General features: G+C 41.9%; 21 protein-coding genes and 1 pseudogene. 1 reads left to right on the top strand and 21 read right to left on the bottom strand.

Translation table 11 applies throughout. The annotated features are described in order from the left end of the window. Positions 1–52: 52 nt before the first annotated feature. The 21 genes and pseudogenes from ACFS5O_RS12115 to ACFS5O_RS12015 form a co-directional block, all read right to left on the bottom strand. Complete coding sequence (locus tag ACFS5O_RS12115; RefSeq protein ID WP_379839646.1) at positions 53–484, bottom strand: peptidoglycan-binding domain-containing protein; 432 nt, start codon at positions 482–484, stop codon at positions 53–55. 111 nt (positions 485–595) lie between these two features. Continuing rightward, a pseudogene (locus ACFS5O_RS12110) lies at positions 596–1,153 on the bottom strand (peptidoglycan recognition protein family protein); the annotation flags it as partial. 336 nt (positions 1,154–1,489) lie between these two features. Then, entirely contained in the window at positions 1,490–2,161 is a 672-nt protein-coding gene (nth, locus tag ACFS5O_RS12105) for an endonuclease III (RefSeq protein ID WP_205726657.1), read from the bottom strand. 59 nt (positions 2,162–2,220) lie between these two features. Next, positions 2,221–2,934 (bottom strand): DnaD domain-containing protein, encoded by a 714-nt coding sequence (locus ACFS5O_RS12100; RefSeq protein WP_205726658.1) that lies wholly within the window; start codon positions 2,932–2,934, stop codon positions 2,221–2,223. Positions 2,935–3,264: 330 nt separating this feature from the next. Further along, the gene (asnS, locus tag ACFS5O_RS12095; RefSeq protein WP_205726659.1) at positions 3,265–4,557 is read right to left on the bottom strand and encodes an asparagine--tRNA ligase; all 1,293 of its coding nucleotides are present in this window, start codon (positions 4,555–4,557) and stop codon (positions 3,265–3,267) included. Positions 4,558–4,631: 74 nt separating this feature from the next. After that, a complete protein-coding gene (locus ACFS5O_RS12090; protein WP_205726660.1) occupies positions 4,632–5,816 on the bottom strand; it encodes a pyridoxal phosphate-dependent aminotransferase in 1,185 nt (394 codons plus the stop codon). Positions 5,817–5,853: 37 nt separating this feature from the next. Continuing rightward, positions 5,854–6,339, bottom strand: a complete 486-nt coding sequence (locus ACFS5O_RS12085) for a cell wall elongation regulator TseB-like domain-containing protein (protein WP_205726661.1) — start codon at positions 6,337–6,339, stop codon at positions 5,854–5,856. 12 nt (positions 6,340–6,351) lie between these two features. Further along, positions 6,352–6,522 (bottom strand): YpmA family protein, encoded by a 171-nt coding sequence (locus tag ACFS5O_RS12080; RefSeq protein WP_082861427.1) that lies wholly within the window; start codon positions 6,520–6,522, stop codon positions 6,352–6,354. A 153-nt stretch (positions 6,523–6,675) separates the two neighbouring features. Further along, the gene (locus tag ACFS5O_RS12075; RefSeq protein WP_205726662.1) at positions 6,676–9,204 is read right to left on the bottom strand and encodes a cyanophycinase; all 2,529 of its coding nucleotides are present in this window, start codon (positions 9,202–9,204) and stop codon (positions 6,676–6,678) included. Positions 9,205–9,485: 281 nt separating this feature from the next. After that, positions 9,486–9,914, bottom strand: coding sequence for a GNAT family N-acetyltransferase (locus tag ACFS5O_RS12070; RefSeq protein WP_205726663.1), 429 nt, complete (start codon positions 9,912–9,914; stop codon positions 9,486–9,488). A gap of 442 nt (positions 9,915–10,356) precedes the next feature. After that, a complete protein-coding gene (gene dinG / locus ACFS5O_RS12065; RefSeq protein WP_205726664.1) occupies positions 10,357–13,164 on the bottom strand; it encodes an ATP-dependent DNA helicase DinG in 2,808 nt (935 codons plus the stop codon). Positions 13,165–13,203: 39 nt separating this feature from the next. Beyond that, positions 13,204–13,587 carry an aspartate 1-decarboxylase gene (gene panD, locus ACFS5O_RS12060; protein ID WP_205726665.1) on the bottom strand — a complete coding sequence of 128 codons (384 nt, stop codon included), beginning with the start codon at positions 13,585–13,587 and terminating at the stop codon, positions 13,204–13,206. Continuing rightward, positions 13,572–14,456: a pantoate--beta-alanine ligase gene (gene panC, locus ACFS5O_RS12055; RefSeq protein WP_205726666.1), complete on the bottom strand. Its 885-nt coding sequence runs from the start codon at positions 14,454–14,456 to the stop codon at positions 13,572–13,574. Before panC ends, panD begins: the two co-directional genes overlap by 16 nt. Next, positions 14,453–15,292, bottom strand: coding sequence for a 3-methyl-2-oxobutanoate hydroxymethyltransferase (panB, locus tag ACFS5O_RS12050; RefSeq protein ID WP_205726667.1), 840 nt, complete (start codon positions 15,290–15,292; stop codon positions 14,453–14,455). Before panB ends, panC begins: the two co-directional genes overlap by 4 nt. Before the next feature lie 495 nt (positions 15,293–15,787). Further along, positions 15,788–16,774, bottom strand: a complete 987-nt coding sequence (locus ACFS5O_RS12045; RefSeq protein WP_205726668.1) for a biotin--[acetyl-CoA-carboxylase] ligase — start codon at positions 16,772–16,774, stop codon at positions 15,788–15,790. Then, complete coding sequence (locus ACFS5O_RS12040; RefSeq protein ID WP_205726669.1) at positions 16,762–17,943, bottom strand: CCA tRNA nucleotidyltransferase; 1,182 nt, start codon at positions 17,941–17,943, stop codon at positions 16,762–16,764. Before ACFS5O_RS12040 ends, ACFS5O_RS12045 begins: the two co-directional genes overlap by 13 nt. Beyond that, on the bottom strand, positions 17,940–19,079 hold the full coding sequence (bshA, locus tag ACFS5O_RS12035; protein WP_205726670.1) for an N-acetyl-alpha-D-glucosaminyl L-malate synthase BshA: 1,140 nt from the start codon (positions 19,077–19,079) through the stop codon (positions 17,940–17,942). Before bshA ends, ACFS5O_RS12040 begins: the two co-directional genes overlap by 4 nt. A gap of 11 nt (positions 19,080–19,090) precedes the next feature. Further along, the gene (bshB1, locus tag ACFS5O_RS12030; RefSeq protein ID WP_205726671.1) at positions 19,091–19,783 is read right to left on the bottom strand and encodes a bacillithiol biosynthesis deacetylase BshB1; all 693 of its coding nucleotides are present in this window, start codon (positions 19,781–19,783) and stop codon (positions 19,091–19,093) included. After that, positions 19,780–20,196, bottom strand: a complete 417-nt coding sequence (mgsA, locus tag ACFS5O_RS12025; protein ID WP_205726672.1) for a methylglyoxal synthase — start codon at positions 20,194–20,196, stop codon at positions 19,780–19,782. The genes bshB1 and mgsA overlap by 4 nt, the downstream gene beginning before the upstream one ends. Positions 20,197–20,207: 11 nt before the next feature. Continuing rightward, the gene (dapB, locus tag ACFS5O_RS12020; RefSeq protein WP_205726673.1) at positions 20,208–21,011 is read right to left on the bottom strand and encodes a 4-hydroxy-tetrahydrodipicolinate reductase; all 804 of its coding nucleotides are present in this window, start codon (positions 21,009–21,011) and stop codon (positions 20,208–20,210) included. Beyond that, positions 21,004–21,348, bottom strand: a complete 345-nt coding sequence (locus ACFS5O_RS12015; RefSeq protein ID WP_066395623.1) for a nucleotide pyrophosphohydrolase — start codon at positions 21,346–21,348, stop codon at positions 21,004–21,006. The genes dapB and ACFS5O_RS12015 overlap by 8 nt, the downstream gene beginning before the upstream one ends. Positions 21,349–21,491: 143 nt before the next feature. On the opposite strand from ACFS5O_RS12015, the gene ACFS5O_RS12010 reads away from it, so the two are divergent. Then, complete coding sequence (locus tag ACFS5O_RS12010; protein ID WP_066395624.1) at positions 21,492–22,364, top strand: YitT family protein; 873 nt, start codon at positions 21,492–21,494, stop codon at positions 22,362–22,364. The last annotated feature ends 38 nt before the right edge of the window (positions 22,365–22,402 follow it).

Below are 22,402 nucleotides of genomic sequence, written 5' to 3'. Positions count from 1 at the left end.
AAAAAAAGAGCTTATCCAAAGATAATCTCTTATCTACCGTTATTGTACCTCTTTAAAAGAGAGTATTCCAAGTGGCTTGTCCAACGATTCCGTCCACAGCGAGTCCTTTTCTTTTCTGATAAGCTTTTACCGCTGATTCTGTTTGAGGACCAAAGTTGCCATCTGCTGGAACATTTAATGCGCGCTGTATTCTGCTAACGTTTGCCCTGTCCGTTGAACCTCTCTTAATCACATAGCCTGGGTAAGGAACGACAGCACTTCCGTTGGAGTTACTTGATTTTGGCGGTGCAGGTTGAGTGGGTTTTGTTGGCTGCTTCAACACAGCATCTAATTTATTTTGTGTGGTTGGTCCTGCAATTCCATCAACCGTCAGATTATATTTTCTTTGAAATGATCTAACGGCGTTCTCTGTATTCGCACCGAAAACACCATCTGCTACTAGAGAGTAACCTGCTCGTTTTAGTTTGTTCTGCAGATCTCTCACTCTTTGACCTGTGTCTCCATTTTTCAAGATACTATTATTAGTCCCTTGTGTTGGTTTAGGTGAAGGTTTCGGTGCTGGTGTTGGAATTGTTTGATTGGATATAGAATTCTCCACATCTTTTAGGAACTGATTAAAGGTGATTCCATAACGATTCAATGCGTTATCTGGATCTGTTCTTCGCCCTGGATCTAATTGTTTGTGGCTCGCGATCTTTTCTTGCGGTCTCCAGTTGTATCTTTTACAAAGAAAACCCCAGAACCAGACGTAACGCTTATACGCTTCTTGAAAATTGATTCCGCCTCCCCAGCAGAGTTCCACGCCGATCGCTGCATCATTCGATTCTCTGCCAAAACGCACGTTGTCCAACTGTGTTCCATACTGAACATGATACGCTTTTTCATCGAGCGGAATGATCACAAGGATCTCTTTATCATCTATAAAAACATGAGCACTCGCACTCGGTTGTTGGTTGTTAAAATAGTTTCGGTTGCTTCGGGCGGAAGTCCCTGGATTCCCTGTATCGTGAGCGACTCCGAAGAATGGCCCGTCCAGCTTCGTACCAGGTCTTGCATTACCTAACTTAATATAGTCATATGTGATTGAATATGACACTAAAACATCACTCTCCTTTGTATATGGTATGTAGAAGGAGAGTGATTGCTTGTACATATGGGGTTTTTGTGCAGATTTTGAAAGGTTTTATTGCTATTTGAGGGTGAATTTCGGCTGTTTAGTCCTTGTAATGTAGTTTTGAAGGTTTCTTTTGTCTACCCCTACCGGTTTTTGTGAGGGGCATTGAAGAAATTACTTCAATAATCCCTGAAATTTCGTACATATTCCCGGGAGTTTGGACGATAATTCCGCGAGTTTTAATCATTTATCAGCGAGTTGACAAATTACGACAACCTCACCTCACTAAAATACCCCCTACGCTAGCCGTCCTTCAACCTCTTCCAATCTTTAAGACAAAGAAAAAACCGTAACTCCATCAGTTACGGTTCTTAGCTATCTTTTTTGAGTCAGCTTCTTCTCTTTTTGGTTCATCCGCTTCTTCCCTTCTCGGCAGATCGATAGAAGTGGACACTCTGGGCAGTTTGGATTTTGTGCTTTGCAGTGATATCTTCCAAAAAAGATCAAACGGTGATGAGTTGCCCCCCAAAGTGATTTTGGAATCTTCTTCATCAATGTTTCTTCTACCTGCAGAACAGAGTCTTTCCATTTACAGATGCCTAGCCTTTTTGAAACTCGTTCAACGTGCGTGTCGACCGCAATCGCAGGAACATCATAAGCAACAGATACGACAACGTTTGCTGTTTTTCGTCCTACACCTGGCAGTTTCGTCAGTTCATCTCGATCTTTCGGGATCTCGCCTCCGTATTCGTTGATAACGAGCTCACTCAGCTTTTGAATGTTCTTTGCCTTGTTTCGGTATAAGCCGATCGACCGGATATCGTCCTGCAGTTCTTCGATCGTTACATCTAGATAATCTTGTGGTGTTTTATATTTTTCAAAAAGCCTTGGTGTGACTTTGTTAACGAGCGCATCTGTACATTGTGCAGACAGAAGCACCGCGATCGTCAGCTCGAACGGGTTCGAGTGGTGAAGTTCGCAATGAGCATCTGGAAACATATCCTCGATCTGTTCTAAACAAAATTGAATCTGTGCTTTGTTTAACACGTTTAGGTTACCTCCTGTTATAAAAAAGAAAGACCTTAGTTTTTAAGGTCATTTTTGTTTTAGGATTCAAGCCAGTTATACTGCGGACGCTTAATACCTGAGTCGTTCCTTGGTTGCTCTTGCTTCCCCGTTCTTTGCAGCTGTCTCACTCTGAATTTCTCGCCATACGTTTTAGCCGCTTCTGGACTTGTAATGCCGTTTTTCTTCCACTCGAATAAAATACGATCAATATAACGGAAGTTCAGCTTTCCAGATAAAACAGACTCTTTTAACGCAGAGAGTATCAACTCTGGAGACTGGTGATCCTCGTCCATCCAAATCTTAAGCGTTTCAAGCTCCATCGGTGACAACGGGCGACCAAACTCTTTTTCGAATCGAACAAACACGTTCTGTTCTTGGTGCTCCTTATGTACCACTTTTTTGGTTTGTTCTTCTTCTTTTAAACTTTGAAGAAGTCTGTTCCAAAGAGGCTGAAGCGTATATGCCTCAAAGTAGACACCTTTTTCCTTGTCTTCGAACTGATCCATACCGAGTACACCTCTGCCGATTAACGTCCTGAGCATAGCGGACACTTCATCACTCGACGCAGACATTCGTTCGGATAGCTCGACAGGTGTCGGAAAGTAGTTTCCTGATTCTATAAAAACATGAAGCTGTATAAACAACATGCATTCATTGTCTGTTAGACCGATCTGTTTGTACGTTTTGATTAACATATTAGGGATGCTGACTGATCCTTCAGCCATCCATCGTTCAAATAAATTACCGTTCATCACTAAAACACCTCTTGAAACATTATAGCATATAAAACTAGCTTTTTTATTCTCACTGCACTGGTGAATGTTGAGAAAAAAAGTAGGTTTGAACGTTATGAGCGGTTGGTGCAACTTGTCGAAATTTGCTGAACGGCCTATATTTTCATTTTTCGACTTAATTGGGTACGATTTTAACTTAATTTTTTCATTTTGGACTTAATTGCCTTCTAAACCGACTTAATTCTTCCTTAAAACGACTTAATAGCACTTTCTCCCAGGAAAAAACACTGAAACAAAGGCTTATAACACAAAAAATCTCCCCTGCAAAAGGGAGATTTTTAAAATTAATTAAGGATATAGACGGTTCAATAGACGTGGGAATGGAATCGTTTCACGAACGTGCTCTGCTCCAGAGATCCATGCTACTGTACGCTCTAATCCAAGACCGAATCCTGAATGAGGAACGCTTCCGTATTTTCTAAGTTCTAGGTACCATTTGTAAGCATCGTCTGTTAATCCGTGCTCTTCATAACGCTGTTCCATAAGGGCAAGGTCATCGATACGCTGACTTCCACCGATGATCTCTCCGTATCCTTCTGGAGCGATAAGGTCTGCACACAGTACAACATCTTCACGGTTCGGGTCTGGCTTCATGTAGAAAGCTTTGATGTCTTTCGGATAGTTCGTGATGAAGACGGGCTTGTCGAAGCTTTCCGCGATCGCTGTTTCGTGCGGCGCACCGAAGTCGTCTCCCCACTCAATATCGTCAAACCCTTTTTCTTTTAGCATCTTGATCGCATCGTCATAAGAAACACGAGGGAAAGGCGCTTTTACGTTCTCTAACTTAGAGATATCGCGTCCAAGTGTCTTCAGCTCATTTTCACAGCGTGTGATCACAGATTGAACGATGTGTGAGATGAACTGTTCTTGAATTTCAAGAGATTCTTCGTGTTCCACGAATGCCATCTCAGGTTCGATCATCCAGAACTCGATCAAGTGACGACGAGTCTTTGATTTTTCTGCACGGAACGTCGGACCGAACGAGTATACTTTTCCAAGTGCCATCGCTGCCGCTTCCATGTAGAGTTGTCCACTTTGAGAAAGATACGCATCTTCTTCAAAATACTTCGTGTGGAACAATGAAGTTGTCCCTTCAGCAGAGCTTCCAGTAAGGATTGGAGGATCCACTTTTGCAAAGTCGTTGTTGTAGAAGAACTCGTTCACAGCGTGAATGATCTCGTTACGGATCTTTAGGATCGCGTGCTGACGCTTAGAACGTATCCAAAGGTGACGGTGGTCCATCAAGAACTCTGTTCCGTGTTCTTTCGGTGTGATCGGGTAGTCAACTGCTTGATGAAGTACTTCAACATCTGTTACTTCAAGTTCTACGCCTAGAGCTGAACGCTCGTCCTCTTTAACCGTACCCGTTACGTAAAGACTAGATTCTTGCGTAAGACCTTTTGCTTTAGCAAAGATCTCATCTCCAACTTCACTCTTTACGACAACACCTTGTACGAATCCAGATCCATCACGAAGCTGTAAGAAAGCGATCTTACCTGAAGAACGCTTATTAGAGAGCCAAGCACCGATCTTTACGGTCTTGCCTACGTGTTCACTAAGCTTATTAATCGTTGTTTTCACTACATGTACCTCCACTGTACGTTATCAATATCTACCAAAAAAATTATGAAGGAGAACTTTCTAAAAATCAATCATTACTTGCGTTTTGAGTTGATAAAACGTTCGATGCGATCTAAAGCTTCCATGATCGTATCAAGGCTCGTTGCATAAGAAAGTCTCACGTTATCAGGCGCACCAAATCCTGAACCTGGTACTAAAGCTACTTTTTCTTCTTCTAAAAGAGCTTCTACCCACTCATCAACAGAGTTAAATCCTGTCATACTTACCGCTTCTGTTGCGTTCGGGAAGAGATAGAACGCTCCGTTCGGTTTAACACATGTGATACCAGGAATCGTGATCAGACGGTCGTACACTTTGTTCATACGTTCTTCAAACGCTTGACGCATCTCTTCAACAGGTTCTTGAGTCCCGTTGTATGCTGCAAGTGCACCATATTGAGAGGTTGTTGTCGGGTTCGATGTACTATGGCTGTCTAAGTTCGTCATCGCTTTAATAATCTTAGCATCACCTGCTGCAAAACCGATTCTCCAACCTGTCATCGCATGAGATTTGGATAGACCGTTGATGATGATCGTCTGTTTCTTCAGTTCAGGTGATAGTTCAGCAATCGACGTGTGTTTTACTCCGCCATAAACTAGCTTTTCATAGATTTCATCAGACACGATCAACACATCATGTTCTAAGCATACTTCTCCGATCGCACGCAGTTCCTCAGCTGAATAAAGTGACCCAGTCGGATTGCTTGGAGAGTTCAATACAAGTGCTTTCGTTTGTTTGGTGATCGCTTTTTTCAGATCTTCTGCCGTGATCTTGAATTGATTCTCTTCTTTTCCTTCCAAGTAAACTGGCGTACCGTCAGCTAGTTTCACTTGTTCAGGATAGCTCACCCAATATGGTATCGGGATGATCACTTCGTCTCCTTCATCAAGGATTGCTTGAAACAGAGAGTACAACGAATGTTTCGCTCCTGTACTTACAATGATCTCAGACGGTTCGTACGTTAACCCTTGATCTTGCTTCAGCTTGTTCACGATCGCTTTTTTTAGTGACAAAAGACCGCCAGAAGCTGTATATTTCGTGTGTCCTTCTTTCATAGACTCATAAGCCGCTTCAATAATATGTATCGGTGTATTAAAGTCAGGTTCACCTGCACCAAGTGCGATTACATCGTGCCCGTCTGCCTTTAATTGGTTTGCCTTTGCTGTGATTGCGAGAGTTGTTGAAGGAGTTAATGCCTCCACACGTTTTGCAAGCTTCATACTACTAAATCCCTCCACTTTTTTATTCATCTGATTTCTATTGATCTGATTCTTTCAGACGATAGATCTCGTATCGCTCACCACTTTCAAAATACCCATAAAAGTAGGTGTAACGGTCCTTCGTGTCATAATAGACCACTTCCCATAATGGAATGCCATCTTCCATACCGAGACGGCTGTCGACGATCGTCTTCGCATCGTGGTTCTGTTTCACATAATTCAAGATCTGTTTTTCTGTAAGTCCTTCTTTCGCGTTCAAAGAGGTGACCTTTTTGTCTTTATCGACCCAAACGATCTTGTTTGTGCCTTTTTTGTTCTTACCTTCTACTACATAATACGTCTCATTCTTATAAAAGTGATCCACATTCGTAATAGAAACGAGGTCCTCTTCTTTCTTAGCGATCTCAACCGCTTCTGCTTCTTTCTTAGCGGGCTTTGCTTGAACACCATTAAACAGATAATAAGCTTGCCAGCTTGCTAAGATTAGAATGCCAATAACAACAAGTATCCACTTTTTCCCCATATTTAAGCCTTCCTATGTGCGATAGATCGTAAAAATCATCTTATTTTTATTATCGTCATCTAACGCGAGCCCAAACATTAAATCTTGATGCTTTAATGTTTTGTTCAGTTCAGATACTACTTTATACAAGTCACTCGACTTGTCCACCTTTAGCGTCGAAAGAACTTCAATTTTGCTTTCCACGGTTCTTCCTCCTCTTACATCAATCTTTTCCTTGTTTACTATAGCAGAAAATCGGTGAAAAAGGTACTTTAGAATCCGTGAAAAAGGCCGAAACAAGATCAAACCGACCAGATTTTTGCCTGATCGGTTTTAAAAGGTAATGACAGGATTCAATTAATCGATCTTTACATGTACAGGCGTTATGTCAAGAGATACATCTACAAAAGAGTAATCATCCTTTTGACCGTCCGTATATCCCCAATATCCTTCTGTTTCAGCTGTTTTTCTAAAGTTCAACTCAAAACCTTTGTTATCGCTGAAGCTGTAACTTTTCACACTCGCCGCTTCAGCATTATCAACTAGATTGTAAGAAATGAATCTGTTTAGAACGCCATGAGCACTTAAGACGCCTGAATGTGGCGGCACTTTGTGCTCATAATACTCATAACCTGTTGTACTGTCTTTTTTCTCGTTAATTGAAATCTCTTTTGTTGTAAGATCGAGCACATCTCCTTGATTGATCCAGGATAGCTTAATATTCTTGAACTGACTTTGACCGAGTTCCGGACTCTTTACCTGTTTTGATAGATCAACTAAGGTTACCCCTCCTCTACCTACAACTTCTGCCTTTTTCTGATTATTGTAGACGACGAGAGCTGTATCTTCATCAATACCATAAGAAAGATTATTGTGATTTCCTTTTTCATTAGAGACAGCAATCAATCTTCCAAGACGTGCTTTATTATCAAAGTGCTGATCCACGATTCCATACTCAAAGAAACCAAGCCCACGTTCTAAATACCCTGGACCCCCTTCTTGCTGAAGCATTCCGTCATACGTTTCTGTAAAACCAGAAGCAAGTGTATCGTAGCTTCCACCTCCCGCGATCATGACATCACTCATAATCGCTGCACCTGCACTTGTTCCACCAAGTACTGCTCCATTTCTATACGTTTCCCAGATGGCATCTAAGACTTTAGAATTTGATCCGTCTTCGTTCAGCAGTGAATCTGTAATCTTGGTTTGATCACCACCTACAAACCAAACGGCATCCAATTGCTCTACTTTTTGGGCAAGATCTTCGTTATTCTTATTTACTTCCGCCCATTTGGACTCATCCTCAGGTGTTTTTTTGTCATTCGTTACAGAGAGAGGTAGAATTTCGATGTGCGCTGCTGACATTCCGTAGCGAACGAGATCTTCTTTAAACGTTACGGATGAAGTCAAGCTAGAGCTTGCAGCCGGTATGATTCCCACTTTAGAATTCTCTTTATGTTTGGTTAGATCAATGAACTTTTTATAAACGTCTGCATTCGTGCTTCCTAATGAACCTCCTGCGATCAACAGGCTCCCTTTGACCGGTCTTGAACGGTCGATGACGGGAGCTTTAAACGTAGAATGCTTGTACTCAGAGAATGCATCCTTATTTTCTGTAAAACTCACTTTCTTGGGCTCTACATCAAATGCGACATTTGTAAACGAATAATCGTCTTTTTGTCCATCTTTATAACCCCAATAGCCTTTCGTGTTCTCTGTTTTTCTAAACTGAAGCTGAAAGCCGTTGCCTAGAGAATCGTATAAGTAACTCTTTACAGCATCAGTTGTCGAATTATCGATCAAAGAATACGAGAGATATTCTTTCATCCTTCCGTAAGAAGTAAATAAGCCTGTTGCATCGAGCGGCTTAAATTCATAGTATTCATATCCATTCGTTTCATCTTTATGATCGCTTATGAAAAACTCTTTCGTAGAAACATTTAAGGAGTCACCTGAAACGAGGTGACTGATATAAACATCTTTAAAATGAGCTTTATCAAGGTCTGTGACCTTTGCTTTACTAACATCAACAACAGAAACGCCACTTCTTCCGACTATCTTAACTGTTTGCTGTTTGTTGTTCACGATAAGCGCCGTATCTTCATCTATACCGTAAGCAAATTGATTCTTCGTTTTTTCATTTAGAGCGGTCATCACCAATCTCCCCAGACGTGCCCGTTCATCGAAATGCTGATCGACAATGCCATACTTGAAAAATCCGAGCCCTTCTTCAAGATGCAATGGTTCGTATTCTTTATTTGAATTAGGATTACTCTTCATAGCAACCTTATTGTTTAGCGCACCTAAGCTGTCACCACCTGTAATCATCACATCACTCATGATGGCCGCACCAGCGCTAGTTCCTCCTATGACACCGCCTTCCCTATACATCTTCCAAATAGCATCTAACGCTTTTGTCCGATGCCCGTTCGGTTTTACTAATGTATCTGTAATCCGAAGTTGATCTCCACCAACAAACCAGATCGCACTAAAATTCTCAATCTTATTTGCTATTCGTTTGCTGTGTGCGTTTTTTCTCCATTTTGATTCATCTTCAGGTGTGCCGCTGAAATCTTGATTCGCTAGAGGAACGATCTCGATCTGATGTTCACTTAGACCATATGTAATGAGATCTTTTTTAAAGCTTTGTGACGATTTTAAAGAACTGCTTGCTGCGGGTATGATACCGATCTTTGCCTTTTTCCTACCTCCTGCTAAACTGATAAATTCGTTATAAACATCCTTATTGCTACTACCTAAAGCTCCTCCAGCAATCACGAGGTTTCCTTTCAAATCTTCCTTTTTCTTTGCGAAACTAATCGATGAGGTAGTTAGAGATAAACCAAGTGTCAAAGCCAACGTTACAGACATCCATTTTTTGTTCAAGGATTATTTCTCCTCCATTCATAGAGATCTCTCTTCAAAAAAGCTACTTCTACAAGAGAATCTATAATAATTTTTGAAAATTCATTATATTTATTGCAAGATACATGCCAAATGGGGATAGCTTGTTTTTCAACAAAAAAGCAATGCACCAAGTTTGTTTGGTTATTATTAGGAACATATAAAGAGCCAAAAAACGCCTCAAAAAACCAAAAACGTATCTATTTGGTTTCAAAAAGAAAATCATCTCTGGTAGAAAGAGATGATTGTTCTAAAGTTCATGCCTACAAATATTTTTTAAAGCCTCTACTAACCGATCCATCAAAGCCTTCTCGTTCAAAGAACTGATGAGCTCTGTCTCGCTTTGAACTACTCAAAAGCATGATTCTGTGACAGTCGATTGAAAGGCAGTACTTTTCTGCATGTTGTAATAGTTTTTTGCCTATATTTCGACCACGAAAACCTTCACGTACGATAATATTTTCAATGACTCCGTAAGGTTGATAACCATGCAATGCTTGCAGGCATATGTTTAGTGTCAATGTCCCTATCAGTTCTCCATCTTCCTCATAAACAAATAAAAAATTGTTACGATCACGCCTGATTGTCTCGATCTGTTCTTCTCTAACATTCATCTTCTTACTATTCGGCACTAACATCCGGTAAAGTTCAATCAATTTATCTTTATCCCTTTTTTCAGCTTCACGAATCATACAGAAAACTCCTTCTAAATATTTTATGATGTATTTGATTCGTTAAAGGGAGAAAGAGTCCTCCTTCCCCACTTTTCTGCATGAAACATGAGATAAGGGCAAAAAAAGGCTGTTTTCTAAAAGATTGTTGCTTTTGAGTTATTTTTCTTCCTTCTTTGACTTTTTGATTGTAGTGGAAGGTGCGTGCCTACCACATGAGACACTTCTTGCAAGGCATGCGACGAGGAAGCTTACTACGTAGTATTAACTTGTAGACGCAGGAGCAAGAAACCTCTAAAGGTGGGCAGGTGAGACACTTATACGGAAACGTACGAATGTGGCTCACCGCCTGCCCCGCGGAAAGCGAGCATCTGCAACGGAAATCAACTACTTTCAAAAACAACAATGAATACGAAATCAGCCAAAAAAAAGAAGAAGCAAAAAATCTGCTTCTTCTTTCCTCCTATTCCATCCAATCATCCAGTTCTGCCACGAGTTCATCGATCGGTTTGATCGATACTGGCAGCTTTGGCAGTGATTGAATGAAGGATTTTCCGTATCTCGTCTCGATCATTCTTCGGTCGAACACGAACACGGCTCCTTTATCTCGGCTGCTTCTCACTAATCTGCCGAAGCCTTGCTTAAAGCGTATGATCGCTTGCGGAAGGGAAAGATCGTAGAACGGATTTCCCCCTTCTGCTTTTAACTTCTCACTTTTCGCGGCCATCACTGGTTGATCAGGTGGTGTGAACGGCAATCGGATGATCACGAGACAAGAAAGATCGTCACCCGGGATATCGATTCCCTCCCAAAAACTGTTCGTCCCAAACAGGATGCTGTTATCAAATCGTTGGAAGTTCTTTGTAAGACGCGCCCGGCTTCCAGAATCAACGCCTTGTGCGATCAATACGAACTCTTCGGCATCCATCAAGCTTTTAAACGCTCCGTGTGTCTCTCTCAACATCTCGTAGGAGGTGAACAGAACGAGCATGCGTCCTTTCGTTACTTTTGCGATCTCGTACAGAGAGGACGAGATTTTTTTAACGAACGTTTTCTGATCCACTTCATTAATGAGCGGAATGTCTGTAGGCACCATCAGCTTCGCTTGTTGTTCATATTGAAACGGTGAAGGCAGCTGTGCGCTGATCGGACCGAAGTCTAAAAGTCCAAGTCTCTCACTCAAATACCGGAAACTGTTCTTTACACTCATCGTCGCAGAAGTGAGCACGACCGAGCTCTTCTTACCAAAGAACTTATCCGCTAGAATCTGATCGATCTCAACCGGCTTCGCGTAGAGTGTAACCGCGTGTCTCGGGCCTTTTGACTCTGCTTCCATCCAGTACACTTCTTCCGATAACGGGCAAGACAACAAGTGATGAAGATCTGTCATCTCATCCTGAAGATCGTTTAAGATGCCTTCTAGATCGACTAAGAAACCTTTTTGCTGGACTGTTAAATGTTCTTCATATTGATCAAAGCTCTTTAACACACGTTTTACAGGCTTCACAAGATCACCCATAAACTGACGTGCTCGTGCTTCCATCTCAAGGACTGGTTCCCAAGCGGCTGCTTCGATATCTTCTTTCGTATAACGAAGCGTTAATTTCGTTAACTCTGTAGATCGAGATGATTTAGCTTTTTTTAGACAGATTGTCTTGATCTGCTTGAAGATCTCATCAAGCTCATTCTTCACATCAGAAAATAACGAATCCCAATTAGCGAGATGATGTTCGTATTTTGGGACCTCAAGAAGATCACAGATCTCCCTAAACGTATTCATCATTCCGTCGCCATCCGTCTGAGATAGACGGTCTAGGAGCTTAACGAATGAAAAATAATCGGTTTCTTTTCCAAAATGATCGCTCACGACTTCTTCTACATGATGCGCCTCATCTAAGACGACTTCTTTATATGCTGGCAACAGTTGATTATCAGACTTTAAGTCGGTAAACAACAATGCATGGTTCGTGATCACAAGATCTGATTCATGCGCGGCTCTCCGCTGCTTGTGATAATAACATCTAGAGAACCAAGGACATCTATGGTTCAAGCAAGAATTGGCATCACTTTTAACCGTGTTCCAAAACAGCTTTCCGCCTGATGCCATCGACAGTTCTTCTACGTCGCCTGTCTCCGTTTCTGTAAGCCATACGATAAGTTGCGCTTTTGTGAAGTTCATATCGTAGTTGTCATCGTGATGATCCATTAGCGTATGTTCAAATTTTCTTAAACATAGATAATGATTTCTTCCTTTAAGAAGAGTCGCTGTAAAATCAAACGGCATGATCCTCTTTAAGAGAGGAACATCGCGTTCTAACAGCTGTTGCTGCAGTTGGACTGTGTGTGTGGAAACGACAAGTGGGCGGTCTTTTTCCTTCGCATGTCGTATACCCGGTATGAGATAACCGAGTGATTTTCCTACACCGGTTCCCGCCTCAATCACAAGGTGCTGATTCGTATGAAGCGCCTCGTCCACGAGTTCTACCATTCTCTGCTGACTTTTTCGCACTTCATAATGCTGCATATGCTGCTGAAGCTGATCATGAACTTCTTCATCTTTAATCTCTGTAAAATCATCATCTGAAGATTGTTCAAAATCCGGTCTCTTTTTAAGAGCGAGCTTACGATAAAAATCATATGTCTCTTCATCTGCTAAAAAAGCTGATTTCTCCGCAATCATATCCCCTACGATGCTTTCTAAAGAACTTTGAAGTTTCTTTAGAAAAGGGGTAAGCCTTTCAAGTGTTGCGAGCGGAAGATTTTCTAGCTTTTCTAATAGATGAATCAAGAGTTTCGCTGTTACTTCTGCATCACTGTCAGCTTGATGCGGATTAAGGTGCTCTAACCCTAAATAATCAGCAAGCATCCCTAGCTGGTAGCCGTCTGCTCCTAACAAAAGCAGTCTTGACATCTCAACCGTATCGATCAGCGGCATGGATAGCCGCGAATAGCCAGCATGGTCGAGTTCACCTTGCAGAAACGAATAATCAAACATCACATTATGGGCAACAAAATAAGCTCCCTCTAACATCTGAAGGAGCTTTGGTGCCACTTCTTCAAACAACGGGGCATCTTTCACCATTTCATCGTTGATGCCCGTCAATTGCTCAATAAATGGGGGGATGGGAACGCCTGGCTGGATGAACGTTGAGAATCTGTCCGTTATCTGTCCTGCCTCAACGGCGACCGCACCAATCTGGATAATTCGGTCTCCTTTTGCTGCTGAATTTCCTGTTGTTTCAAAATCGATAACGACAAATCGCCGTGTCATAGCCTTCACCTCATTCCCCTGTGGCTCGTTTATATCGAATTAATAAATAGTAGCCTCAGGTTCAACTCCGAGCATCTCTTGTACACGATTGTTCTTATCCATAATCGCAACTTTCGGTACATGATGTCTTGCTTCGGTCTCATCATACATTCCGTAGGAAATAACAATAACAACATCCCCTTCTTGCACGAGACGTGCTGCAGCGCCATTTAGACACATCACACCAGATCCTCGTTTTCCAGGGATAATATACGTTTGAAAACGCGCACCATTATTGTTATTTACAATCTGAACTTTTTCGTTCGGAATCATATCAACAGCATCTAAAATATCTTCATCGATCGTGATGCTGCCTACATAGTTTAAATTGGATTCAGTCACCGTAGCACGGTGGATCTTGCCTTTCATTAACGTACGGAACATGTTTCTTCCTCGCTTTCTTCTCTACTTAAAATGTTGTCTAAGAGGACATTATCAATCAAACGCGCTTTGCTGAATTTTACAGCTACAGCTATGATCAACTTTTTCGATTGGGGTGTAGGAGGAAGAAGTTCAGGATACGAAAGAATCTTGCAATAATCAACAACACCACTCGTATGTTCCTCCAAGTATTTTATCATCTTTTGTTCGGTCTCACCACTATCACCCTCTAAAAGCCATTTTTTCGCTTTTATAAGAGATTTACTAAGATGTACCGCTTCTTGTCTTTCCTTATCAGACAAATAAACGTTTCTAGAACTCATCGCAAGACCGTCAGCCTCACGCTTCGTCTCACACCCGATCACGTTTATCGGGAAGTTAAAGTCTTCAACAAGCCCTTCGATCACAGCCACTTGCTGTGCATCTTTCAATCCAAAATAAGCGTAGTCGGGGGAAACGATATGAAACAGTTTCGTTAGTACTGTCGCCACACCGTCGAAGTGACCTTCTCGACTTTCCCCGCATAACACATCTACTCGTTTGTTAACAGAAACCGTAACCACTGATTCTTGAGGGTACATCTCTTTCGTATCTGGGAAAAATAGCACATCTGCTCCCGCTTTTAATGCCAACTTCTGATCACGCTCAAGGTCACGAGGGTATCTGTCAAAATCTTCGTTCGGTCCGAATTGCAACGGATTAACAAAGATGCTGACAACGATCACATCAGATTCTTTCTTCGCACGTTCGATCAAGGATAGGTGGCCGTCATGCAGATACCCCATCGTAGGTACGAATCCGATTACTTTTCCCGCTCTTTTTTCTTCAGCGATCAGTTTTTGCATGTCTTTGATAGAATTGATCTGTTTCACGATTGTACTCCTCCGTATAGCGAATCAAGCGTTTCAGTTTTCATGTTAAAGCTGTGACGTTCTTCTGGAAACTGCTCTGTTCTTACGTCTTCTTTATATTTTAAAAGCCCTTCGACCATGACATCCTTCACATTTCCGTAGGTTTTCACAAATTTCGGTACGTGGTGGAAACCGTAACCGATCATATCATGGTAGACAAGGACCTGCCCGTCGGTTTGTTTACCTGCACCGATTCCGATAACAGGAATTCTTAGTTTTTTTGTTACGATCTCTGCCAGTTGCTGCGGAACGCATTCTAAAACGATCGCGAAAGCACCAGCTTTTTCAAGTAACAGACTCTCTTCGATCAGTCGCTCTGCATCTCTTTCTTCTTTTCCTTGAACACCATAACCACCCATCACACCTACCATCTGAGGTGTGAGACCAAGGTGTCCCATGACTGGAACGCCGGCATCCGTCAATCGTTCAACGGTCTGAACAATCTGCTTTCCACCTTCTACTTTGACTGCAGAAGCACCGCTTTCTTGTAGGATTCTTCGTGCGTTGTTGAGCGTCTCATCGATCGAACCGTGATACGTCATGAACGGCATATCCGTCACGATAAATGTATTTGGCGCGCCGCGCTTTACCGCTTTCGTATGATGGATCATATCTTCCATCGTCACGGGAATCGTTGAATCATACCCTAGCACGACCATGCCAAGAGAATCTCCGACTAACAAAAGATCCATCTCCGCTTTTTCACAGATCACCGCAGTCGGATAATCATAAGCCGTTACCATCGTGATCTTTTCGCCATCTCTCTTCATCTTAAGAAAACTTTTCGTCGTTTTCATCATAAAGCCTCCCTGTTTTTGGTTTGACTTTTTCCATAGCATACAATGTTGTTTTCGATGTCTTTTGATAGGTTCTTTCTCAATGGTTATTGCTTTATGAACCTAACCTAAGTCATCACAGCAAGTTGATTGAAGCGCAAGGTGCGAGACTCCTGCGGGACGAGCGGTCAGGTGAGACCCTTAATGGCGCGAAGCGGCAAGGGGCTCACCGGTCGCCCCGCGGAAAGCGAGCAACCTGGAGCGAAAATCAACATCTCTCAAAAGCAACATTGCATAACAGAAAAATGCCTCTAACAGGGCCAGAAGTGCAAAAAACCTTCTTTCCAATAGAGGAAGAAGGCATAGGAAAAAATCCTAGACTTTTAGTGTTTGCTCCCTCTGTCCCGGTCCGAAATTTGGATCTAGGCAGATATAAGGTTTGTGGTCAAAACTAGACAAGATTAGTGCAGTTCCACACGGATACCGCCTACAACTTTATTTTATCACGGACTTTCCTTAAGTAGAAGGAAATTCGATATCAGCTGAATAGATGGAATGTACGACGCCATGATCGTCTTCTAAAAGCAGCACACCTTCTTCAGTGATTCCTTTTGCATAACCTGTGATGGCTCCTGTTATCGACCTTGCTGTAATTCGTTTTCCTAAACTGAACGCACGAGATTCCCATAACAGCTTGATCACACCAAACCCGTTCTCCAAATATTGATTGTATAGGGTTTCGATCTCTTGAAGAAGCACACCCACCACTTCAGCTCGCTTGTATGTTTGTCCGCCTTCAATGGCTAGACTTGTAGCGATCTCTCTGATCTCATCCGAAAAGTGGTTTCGTTCTTGATTCACGTTGATCCCGATGCCGACGATGACCGAATGAATGGAATCCGCTTCCGCTTGAAGTTCTGTTAAAATTCCAGCTGCCTTTTTTCCGCTGATCAAGATGTCGTTCGGCCATTTGATCGCTGCTTCGATGCCTGACACTTTTTCAATGGCCTTTGAAACGGCTACCGCGATAAGCAATGTCAGCTGAGGTGCTTTTTGAAGAGGTATATTAGGCTTTAAAATCAAGCTCATCCAAACTCCTGTCCCCCTAGGAGACTGCCACGCTCTTCCTAATCTTCCTCTGCCACCCGTCTGTTCGTCTGCGAGTACGATGCTTCCTTCGACCGCACCATCTCGAGCAAGAGCATGAGCGATCTCTTGGGTGCTATTTAAAGATTCTCTGTATGTGATCTTCTTTCCGAACGTTCCGTTACCTGTATATAACGAAACCTCTTCTGCGGTTACCGCATCTGGTGACGTGACCAATCGGTATCCTCTCTTTTGAACCGCTTCAATCGTATAGCCACTCTTACGAAGTTCCGAAATGTGTTTCCAGATCGCTGTTCTTGAACAATCCAGTCTGTTTGAGATCTCTTGACCCGAAACAAACTTTCCTTCTTGCTCTGTAAGCATGTGCAACAATGCTTCTTTCATCATGGCTCCCACCTTTTTACCCAATCCTTTAGTGCGGCTGTGTCGAGTGATAGTTCACCCTCAACGATTTCTTTCTCCATCTCTTCTAGGAGCTTACCTAACCAGACACCTGGCTCACGTTGAGTGATCTTTAACAAATCCTCGCCATCTAGCGGAATATCTTTTCTTGAGATGATCGGAATCTCGCTATTTAGCTGATGAAGTCGTTCCTTCAGATGAGCATAATCTTTCTTTTCCATCGCACTTTTTAACGTTATGCTTGATAATGCGACCTCTAAGCCATAGCGGTATAAATCCAACTTGCTCCAAGAATCGATTTCAAAAGCTGCCTTCAACTCGGCAACTTTTTTAATCATGTGATTAGGAAGTTTCCAACTTTTCAAGAATGATCTAACATCACTCACATCAGATAATAACAAGATCGCTGTCCATCGTTGGTCATCGGATTTTAACCTGTTCCACTCGAATTCTTGATAGCTATCGTTCTGTTTTTCCTGCAGCTCAGTAGGCAAGTGATTTAAAACAGAGGTTTTCTTCATATATTCGAGAACATTACCCGCTTGTTCCCCTTGAAGCAGTTTGATGAATTCGATCGCAATTCGTTCTGTAGAGATACGCTTCAGCAGATGAGCTTTATCTTTGATCGCATCGATGGTCTTTCTTTCGATCGTCATGTCAAATACACTCATAAACCGCCACGCTCTCATGATCCGAAGTGGATCTTCAGAAAAACGGAGATTCGGATCGCCAACCGTTCGGATCTGCTTGTGCTCAAGATCATCTCGTCCTCCAAAGTGATCGATCACCTGAAAAGAAGTATCCATCGCCATCGCATTAAAGGTGAAATCTCTTCTAGAAAGATCTTCTTTCAGGTCATCTACAAACCACACTTTTGAAGGTCTTCTGTAATCTTTGTATTCATCTTCTTTTCTAAACGTTGTAACTTCATAAGACACAGAGTCGTGTCTCACGATAACTGTTCCATGTTCAATACCGACCGGAATCGTCTTTGGAAAAATCCTCTGGACGTCTTCTGGTCTAGCGGAACTCGCAATATCGATATCTTTGATGTGACGCTGAAGTAAGAGGTCACGTATACAACCGCCAACAAAATAAGCGCTGTAGCCTTCTTCTTCTAACCTCTTTAATACCGGCAGAGCGTTTTCGAACATCTGGTTCATACCGAACGATCCTCTAACAATGAATAATAGATATCTTCATAGATGGAGACGATTTTGTCAGATAAGAAGTTTTCTTTTACATGTCTTACTGAATTTTCTCTAAACGTCATTAATTTTTCTTCATCCTTTAACAGAGCGATCGCTTTTTCTGCTACCGACTCTGGACGCCCTAACTCGACCATAAACCCTGTCTCACCATCAACGATGACTTCTGGAATTCCACCGATCTTCGTCCCGATTACAGGTACACCGCATGCCATCGCTTCTAACAGAACGAGTCCAAAGCTTTCTTTTTCAGACAAAAGGAGCTTCAAATCACAGATCGAGAACAATTCGCCGACATTCTCTTGTTTACCTAAGAACAGTACATCATCTTCAATATCCAGCTCACGCACGAGTTCACATGCCGTCGTTAGTTCTGGACCGTTTCCGATCAACAACAGCTTTGAAGTAAGCTCTTTTCGGATTAAGGCGAACGACTTAATCACATCTTCTAACCTTTTAACTTTTCTAAAATTGGAGATATGAACGATGACTTTTTCGTTTTCATCGATTCCATATGTTTCTCTTAGTTCAGCATTATTACTTCTTCTGTAATACACTCTTTCGTCTACAAAGTTATGTACAGGGATAATCTCTTTGTCGATATTCAACAACTCTAACGTATCTGCTTTTAATTGATGAGAAACCGAAGTGACTACATCTGATTTCTCGATGCCGAACTTAATCATTTCACTTAGTGAAGGATCGTAGCCGAGGACCGTAATATCTGTTCCATGCAAGGTAGTGACGATCTTCATCTCATCGTTTAGCATCTGTTTCGCTAATACCGCACATACCGCATGAGGTACTGCATAATGAACATGAAGAAGATCAAGTTTTTCACGTTTTGCTACTTCCGCCATCTTGCTCGCTAAAGCCAGGTCATAAGGCGGGTATTTGAACACAGAATAATGGTTCACTTCCACTTCATGAAAGAAGATGTTCGGATAGAATTTTCCTAGACGAAAAGGAACACTAGATGTAATAAAATGGATCTCATGTCCTTTTTCAGCTAATAGTTTTCCTAGTTCTGTCGCAACCACCCCTGATCCGCCTACGGTCGGATAACAGGTGATGCCGATTTTTAACGTCATAGACTTTCTCCTTATAGATGGTTAGTGATATACGTTTGTTCTGGTATGAACCCTTCTGCATAACTGACACCTGCTTCAAGACCAAACAGTTTGTCACGGGATTCGACTCGTTCGATATAACCGTTCGTGAGTGGTGTATCGATACTTTCTAACGTTTTTACAAATTGTGATGGATAAGCTTTCAGTGCTTCGATCTTCGCGCTATAAGAATCGGTAACGTCTACAAACAACTGCGGTCTTTCTGCACTATTGATGAAGTAATAAAATATGTTATTTACCTTGTGCGCTAAAAGGCGTTTCGGGTCTTGAATATTTTTAATACCGGCAGAAAAGACCGCTTCTTTTACGAGACGTGCACAGTTTCCGTGATCTGGATGACGATCCACCCAATAGGGAGCGAACACATATTGTGGTTTATGCTCACGAATGACGGAAACCAGCTTTAAAATATTTTCTTCTTTCATATATAATCCACGGTCAGGCAACTGAAGATTACTTCTTGTTGTAACTCCTAAAATCCCAGCTGCTCTTTCTGCTTCTTTTTTTCGTATGTCTACGGTGCCGTTTGATGATAGTTCTGCTTCTGTTAAGTCGCAGATGATCACGTCACGGCCTCTATCTGTTTCTGCTTTAATCGTAGCTCCCATACCGATCTCAACATCATCGGAATGAGCGCCAAAAGCAAGCCAGCTTTCAACGTTCATTTTTTCTCTGACTCTCTTTCATCTATTATTTTTCTCCAATCCAGATCTCCTCGTTCAAGTGAACGAATAAAAAGTTCTGCTGAAGCCACGTTGGTTGCGAGCGGAATCTGATACACATCACATAAACGCATCAATGCTGAAACATCTGGCTCATGAGGCTGTGCGGTCAACGGATCTCTGAAAAACAAGACAAGATCAAGATCGTTTTCTGCGATCATAGCCCCTATCTGTTGATCGCCACCTAAAGGGCCGGATTTGAAACGTTTAATATCAAGCCCCGTCGCTTCATTTATTTTAAATCCTGTCGTTCCTGTCGCAAACAAGGTATGATCTTTAAGGATCGGTGCATATGCGACGGTAAAATTAATCATATCGTTCTTTTTCTTATCGTGCGCAATAAGAGCTATCTTCATAGTATCCCCTCTTATTCCATAATATTTTCAAGGCCGTATACAAGACCTTCAATGTTCATTACACTTTCTACCGCAAGTCGAACACCAGGCATGAAGGACGTTCTGTTCATAGAATCGTGACGGATCGTTAATACTTGACCTTCACCTCCGAAAATAACTTCTTGGTGAGCGACCAGTCCTGGTAATCTTACACTATGAATACGGATCCCTTCTAGTTCAGCGCCTCGAGCTCCTTTCAGATCTTCTTGTTCATCGGGATGACCTTGTTTCTTTTCTTCTCTCACTTCTGTGATCAGTTGTGCGGTTTTTAATGCCGTTCCTGACGGTGCATCCAGCTTTTGATCATGATGCTTTTCAATGATCTCGATATCAGGAAGATATTTCGCTGCCATTTGGGAAAATTTCATCATTAAAATTGCACCGATCGCAAAGTTTGGCGCGATGATAGCTCCTGTTTGTTTATCTTCAGCGAGAGCTTTTAGACGCTCTAGGTCTTCGTTTGAAAAACCAGTTGTTCCGATCACCGTGCGCAGACCTTTGTTAAGGGCTAACTCAAGGTGTTTTTTGCCGATATCTGGACGAGTAAGATCGACAACGACATCTGCTTCAATAGAAGCAAGACAGTTTTCCATATCATCGTATACAGGTGCTTCTAAAGACTGAGGTGCACCTAAAAGATCTTTTACTTGAAGTCCGTCATTTTTTGAATCTACCGCTGCCACAAGTTCAAAATGAGGAGTTTCTGCGATCATCTTCAACGCTTCTTGCCCCATCTTTCCTCGTGGTCCCGCAAGTATGATACGAATATTATTCATGTGTCGTCTCTCCTTCTTTTTTTGTCCATCTGTCTTTGTCGCGAGTTTCAAACTTATTCATAACGGTTTTTAACGCATCATCCAGATCTATATTCAATGAATTCGCCAGACAGATCAAAACGAAGAACATATCTCCAAGTTCTTCTTCTACTGTCTTCTTATCCTCTGTTGATTTCTTCGGTTTCTCACCATAGTGGTGGTTCACTTCACGAGCAAGTTCACCTAGTTCTTCAGTTAATCGTGCAAGCATAGCTAAAGGACTGAAATAGCCTTCTTTGAACTGTGATATGTATTGATCTACAACGTCCTGACTCTCTTTTAATGTACGATTGGCCATGATGTTGACACTCCTCATTCAATATTAGTCTTCTATATGTTATCGGTATTTTTTCTGTTTGACAAATTTCATGAAATTTCGCTTATAATAGGAAGGCATGACTAAAAACAACTGGAGTATTTTTTTAGAAAGTAGGCCTCCTTATGACTTATCCAATCAAACTAAAAAATATTTTGTTCATCTTACTTGGCGCAGCCATCTTTTCATTCGGAATCGTTCATTTTAACATGACGAACAATTTGGCAGAAGGTGGTTTTACAGGGATTACGCTTATTCTCTATTTTCTTTTCTCGATCGATCCTTCTTATTCTAACCTTGCGCTCAACATTCCATTGTTCTTTGTCGGATGGAAATTGCTAGGAAGAAACGCCTTTATCTATACAATTATCGGAACCGTAGCCGTGTCTGTGTTTTTGTTTATCTTTCAGCGCTTCTCATTCGTTACGATCAATCTGAGGGAAGATATGACACTTGCCGCTTTGTTTGCTGGTGTATTTATCGGAGTCGGACTTGGCATCATCTTCCGTTTTGGTGGGACGACTGGCGGAGTGGATATCATCGCAAGACTCGGACATAAATTTTTAGGCTGGAGCATGGGTAAGACGATGTTCATCTTTGATTTCGTTGTTATCGCGATCTCTCTCGTATACTTAGACTATAAAGAAGCGATGTACACACTTGTTGCTGTATTCATCGGTGCACGTGTGATCGATTTTATGCAAGAAGGCGCATATGCTGGTAAAGCGGTCATGATTTTTTCAGATAAAAATACCGAGATCGCAGCAGATATTATTAAAGAACTAGACCGTGGAGCGACGATCTTAAACGGTAAAGGTTCATTTACAGGGAATATTCGTGAAGTGCTGTACTGCGTAATCGCTAAGAACGAGATCGTCCGCATCAAGCAAGTGATCGAACGTATCGATCCGCATGCTTTCGTTACCGTAAATGATGTTCATGAAGTCATCGGCGAAGGTTTTACACTAGATGCCGATAAGAATCCGATAGGTAGATAGAAAAAAAGCTCCCGATTACGTATCGGGAGCTTTACTGT

The sequence above is a fragment of the Fictibacillus nanhaiensis genome (genome assembly GCF_042686385.1).
Taxonomy (GTDB): Bacteria; Bacillota; Bacilli; order Bacillales; family Fictibacillaceae; genus Fictibacillus; species Fictibacillus nanhaiensis.
This window is presented reverse-complemented; position numbering and strand designations above follow the sequence as displayed.

Excerpts from the sequence above, each read along its gene's own strand:
- ACFS5O_RS12100 (WP_205726658.1), bottom strand. The coding sequence starts at position 2,934 with ATGAACGGTAATTTATTTGAACGATGGATGGCTGAAGGATCAGTCAGC.
- bshA (WP_205726670.1), bottom strand. The coding sequence starts at position 19,079 with ATGACGTTAAAAATCGGCATCACCTGTTATCCGACCGTAGGCGGATCA.
- dinG (WP_205726664.1), bottom strand. The coding sequence starts at position 13,164 with ATGACACGGCGATTTGTCGTTATCGATTTTGAAACAACAGGAAATTCA.
- ACFS5O_RS12070 (WP_205726663.1), bottom strand. The coding sequence starts at position 9,914 with ATGATTCGTGAAGCTGAAAAAAGGGATAAAGATAAATTGATTGAACTT.
- bshB1 (WP_205726671.1), bottom strand. The coding sequence starts at position 19,783 with ATGAACGTTGAAAGCTGGCTTGCTTTTGGCGCTCATTCCGATGATGTT.
- ACFS5O_RS12085 (WP_205726661.1), bottom strand. The coding sequence starts at position 6,339 with ATGGGGAAAAAGTGGATACTTGTTGTTATTGGCATTCTAATCTTAGCA.
- panD (WP_205726665.1), bottom strand. The coding sequence starts at position 13,587 with ATGTTCCGTACGTTAATGAAAGGCAAGATCCACCGTGCTACGGTGACT.
- ACFS5O_RS12015 (WP_066395623.1), bottom strand. The coding sequence starts at position 21,348 with ATGGCCAATCGTACATTAAAAGAGAGTCAGGACGTTGTAGATCAATAC.
- dapB (WP_205726673.1), bottom strand. The coding sequence starts at position 21,011 with ATGAATAATATTCGTATCATACTTGCGGGACCACGAGGAAAGATGGGG.
- ACFS5O_RS12010 (WP_066395624.1), top strand. The coding sequence starts at position 21,492 with ATGACTTATCCAATCAAACTAAAAAATATTTTGTTCATCTTACTTGGC.
- ACFS5O_RS12040 (WP_205726669.1), bottom strand. The coding sequence starts at position 17,943 with ATGAACCAGATGTTCGAAAACGCTCTGCCGGTATTAAAGAGGTTAGAA.
- panB (WP_205726667.1), bottom strand. The coding sequence starts at position 15,292 with ATGAAAACGACGAAAAGTTTTCTTAAGATGAAGAGAGATGGCGAAAAG.
- mgsA (WP_205726672.1), bottom strand. The coding sequence starts at position 20,196 with ATGAAGATAGCTCTTATTGCGCACGATAAGAAAAAGAACGATATGATT.
- ACFS5O_RS12090 (WP_205726660.1), bottom strand. The coding sequence starts at position 5,816 with ATGAAGCTTGCAAAACGTGTGGAGGCATTAACTCCTTCAACAACTCTC.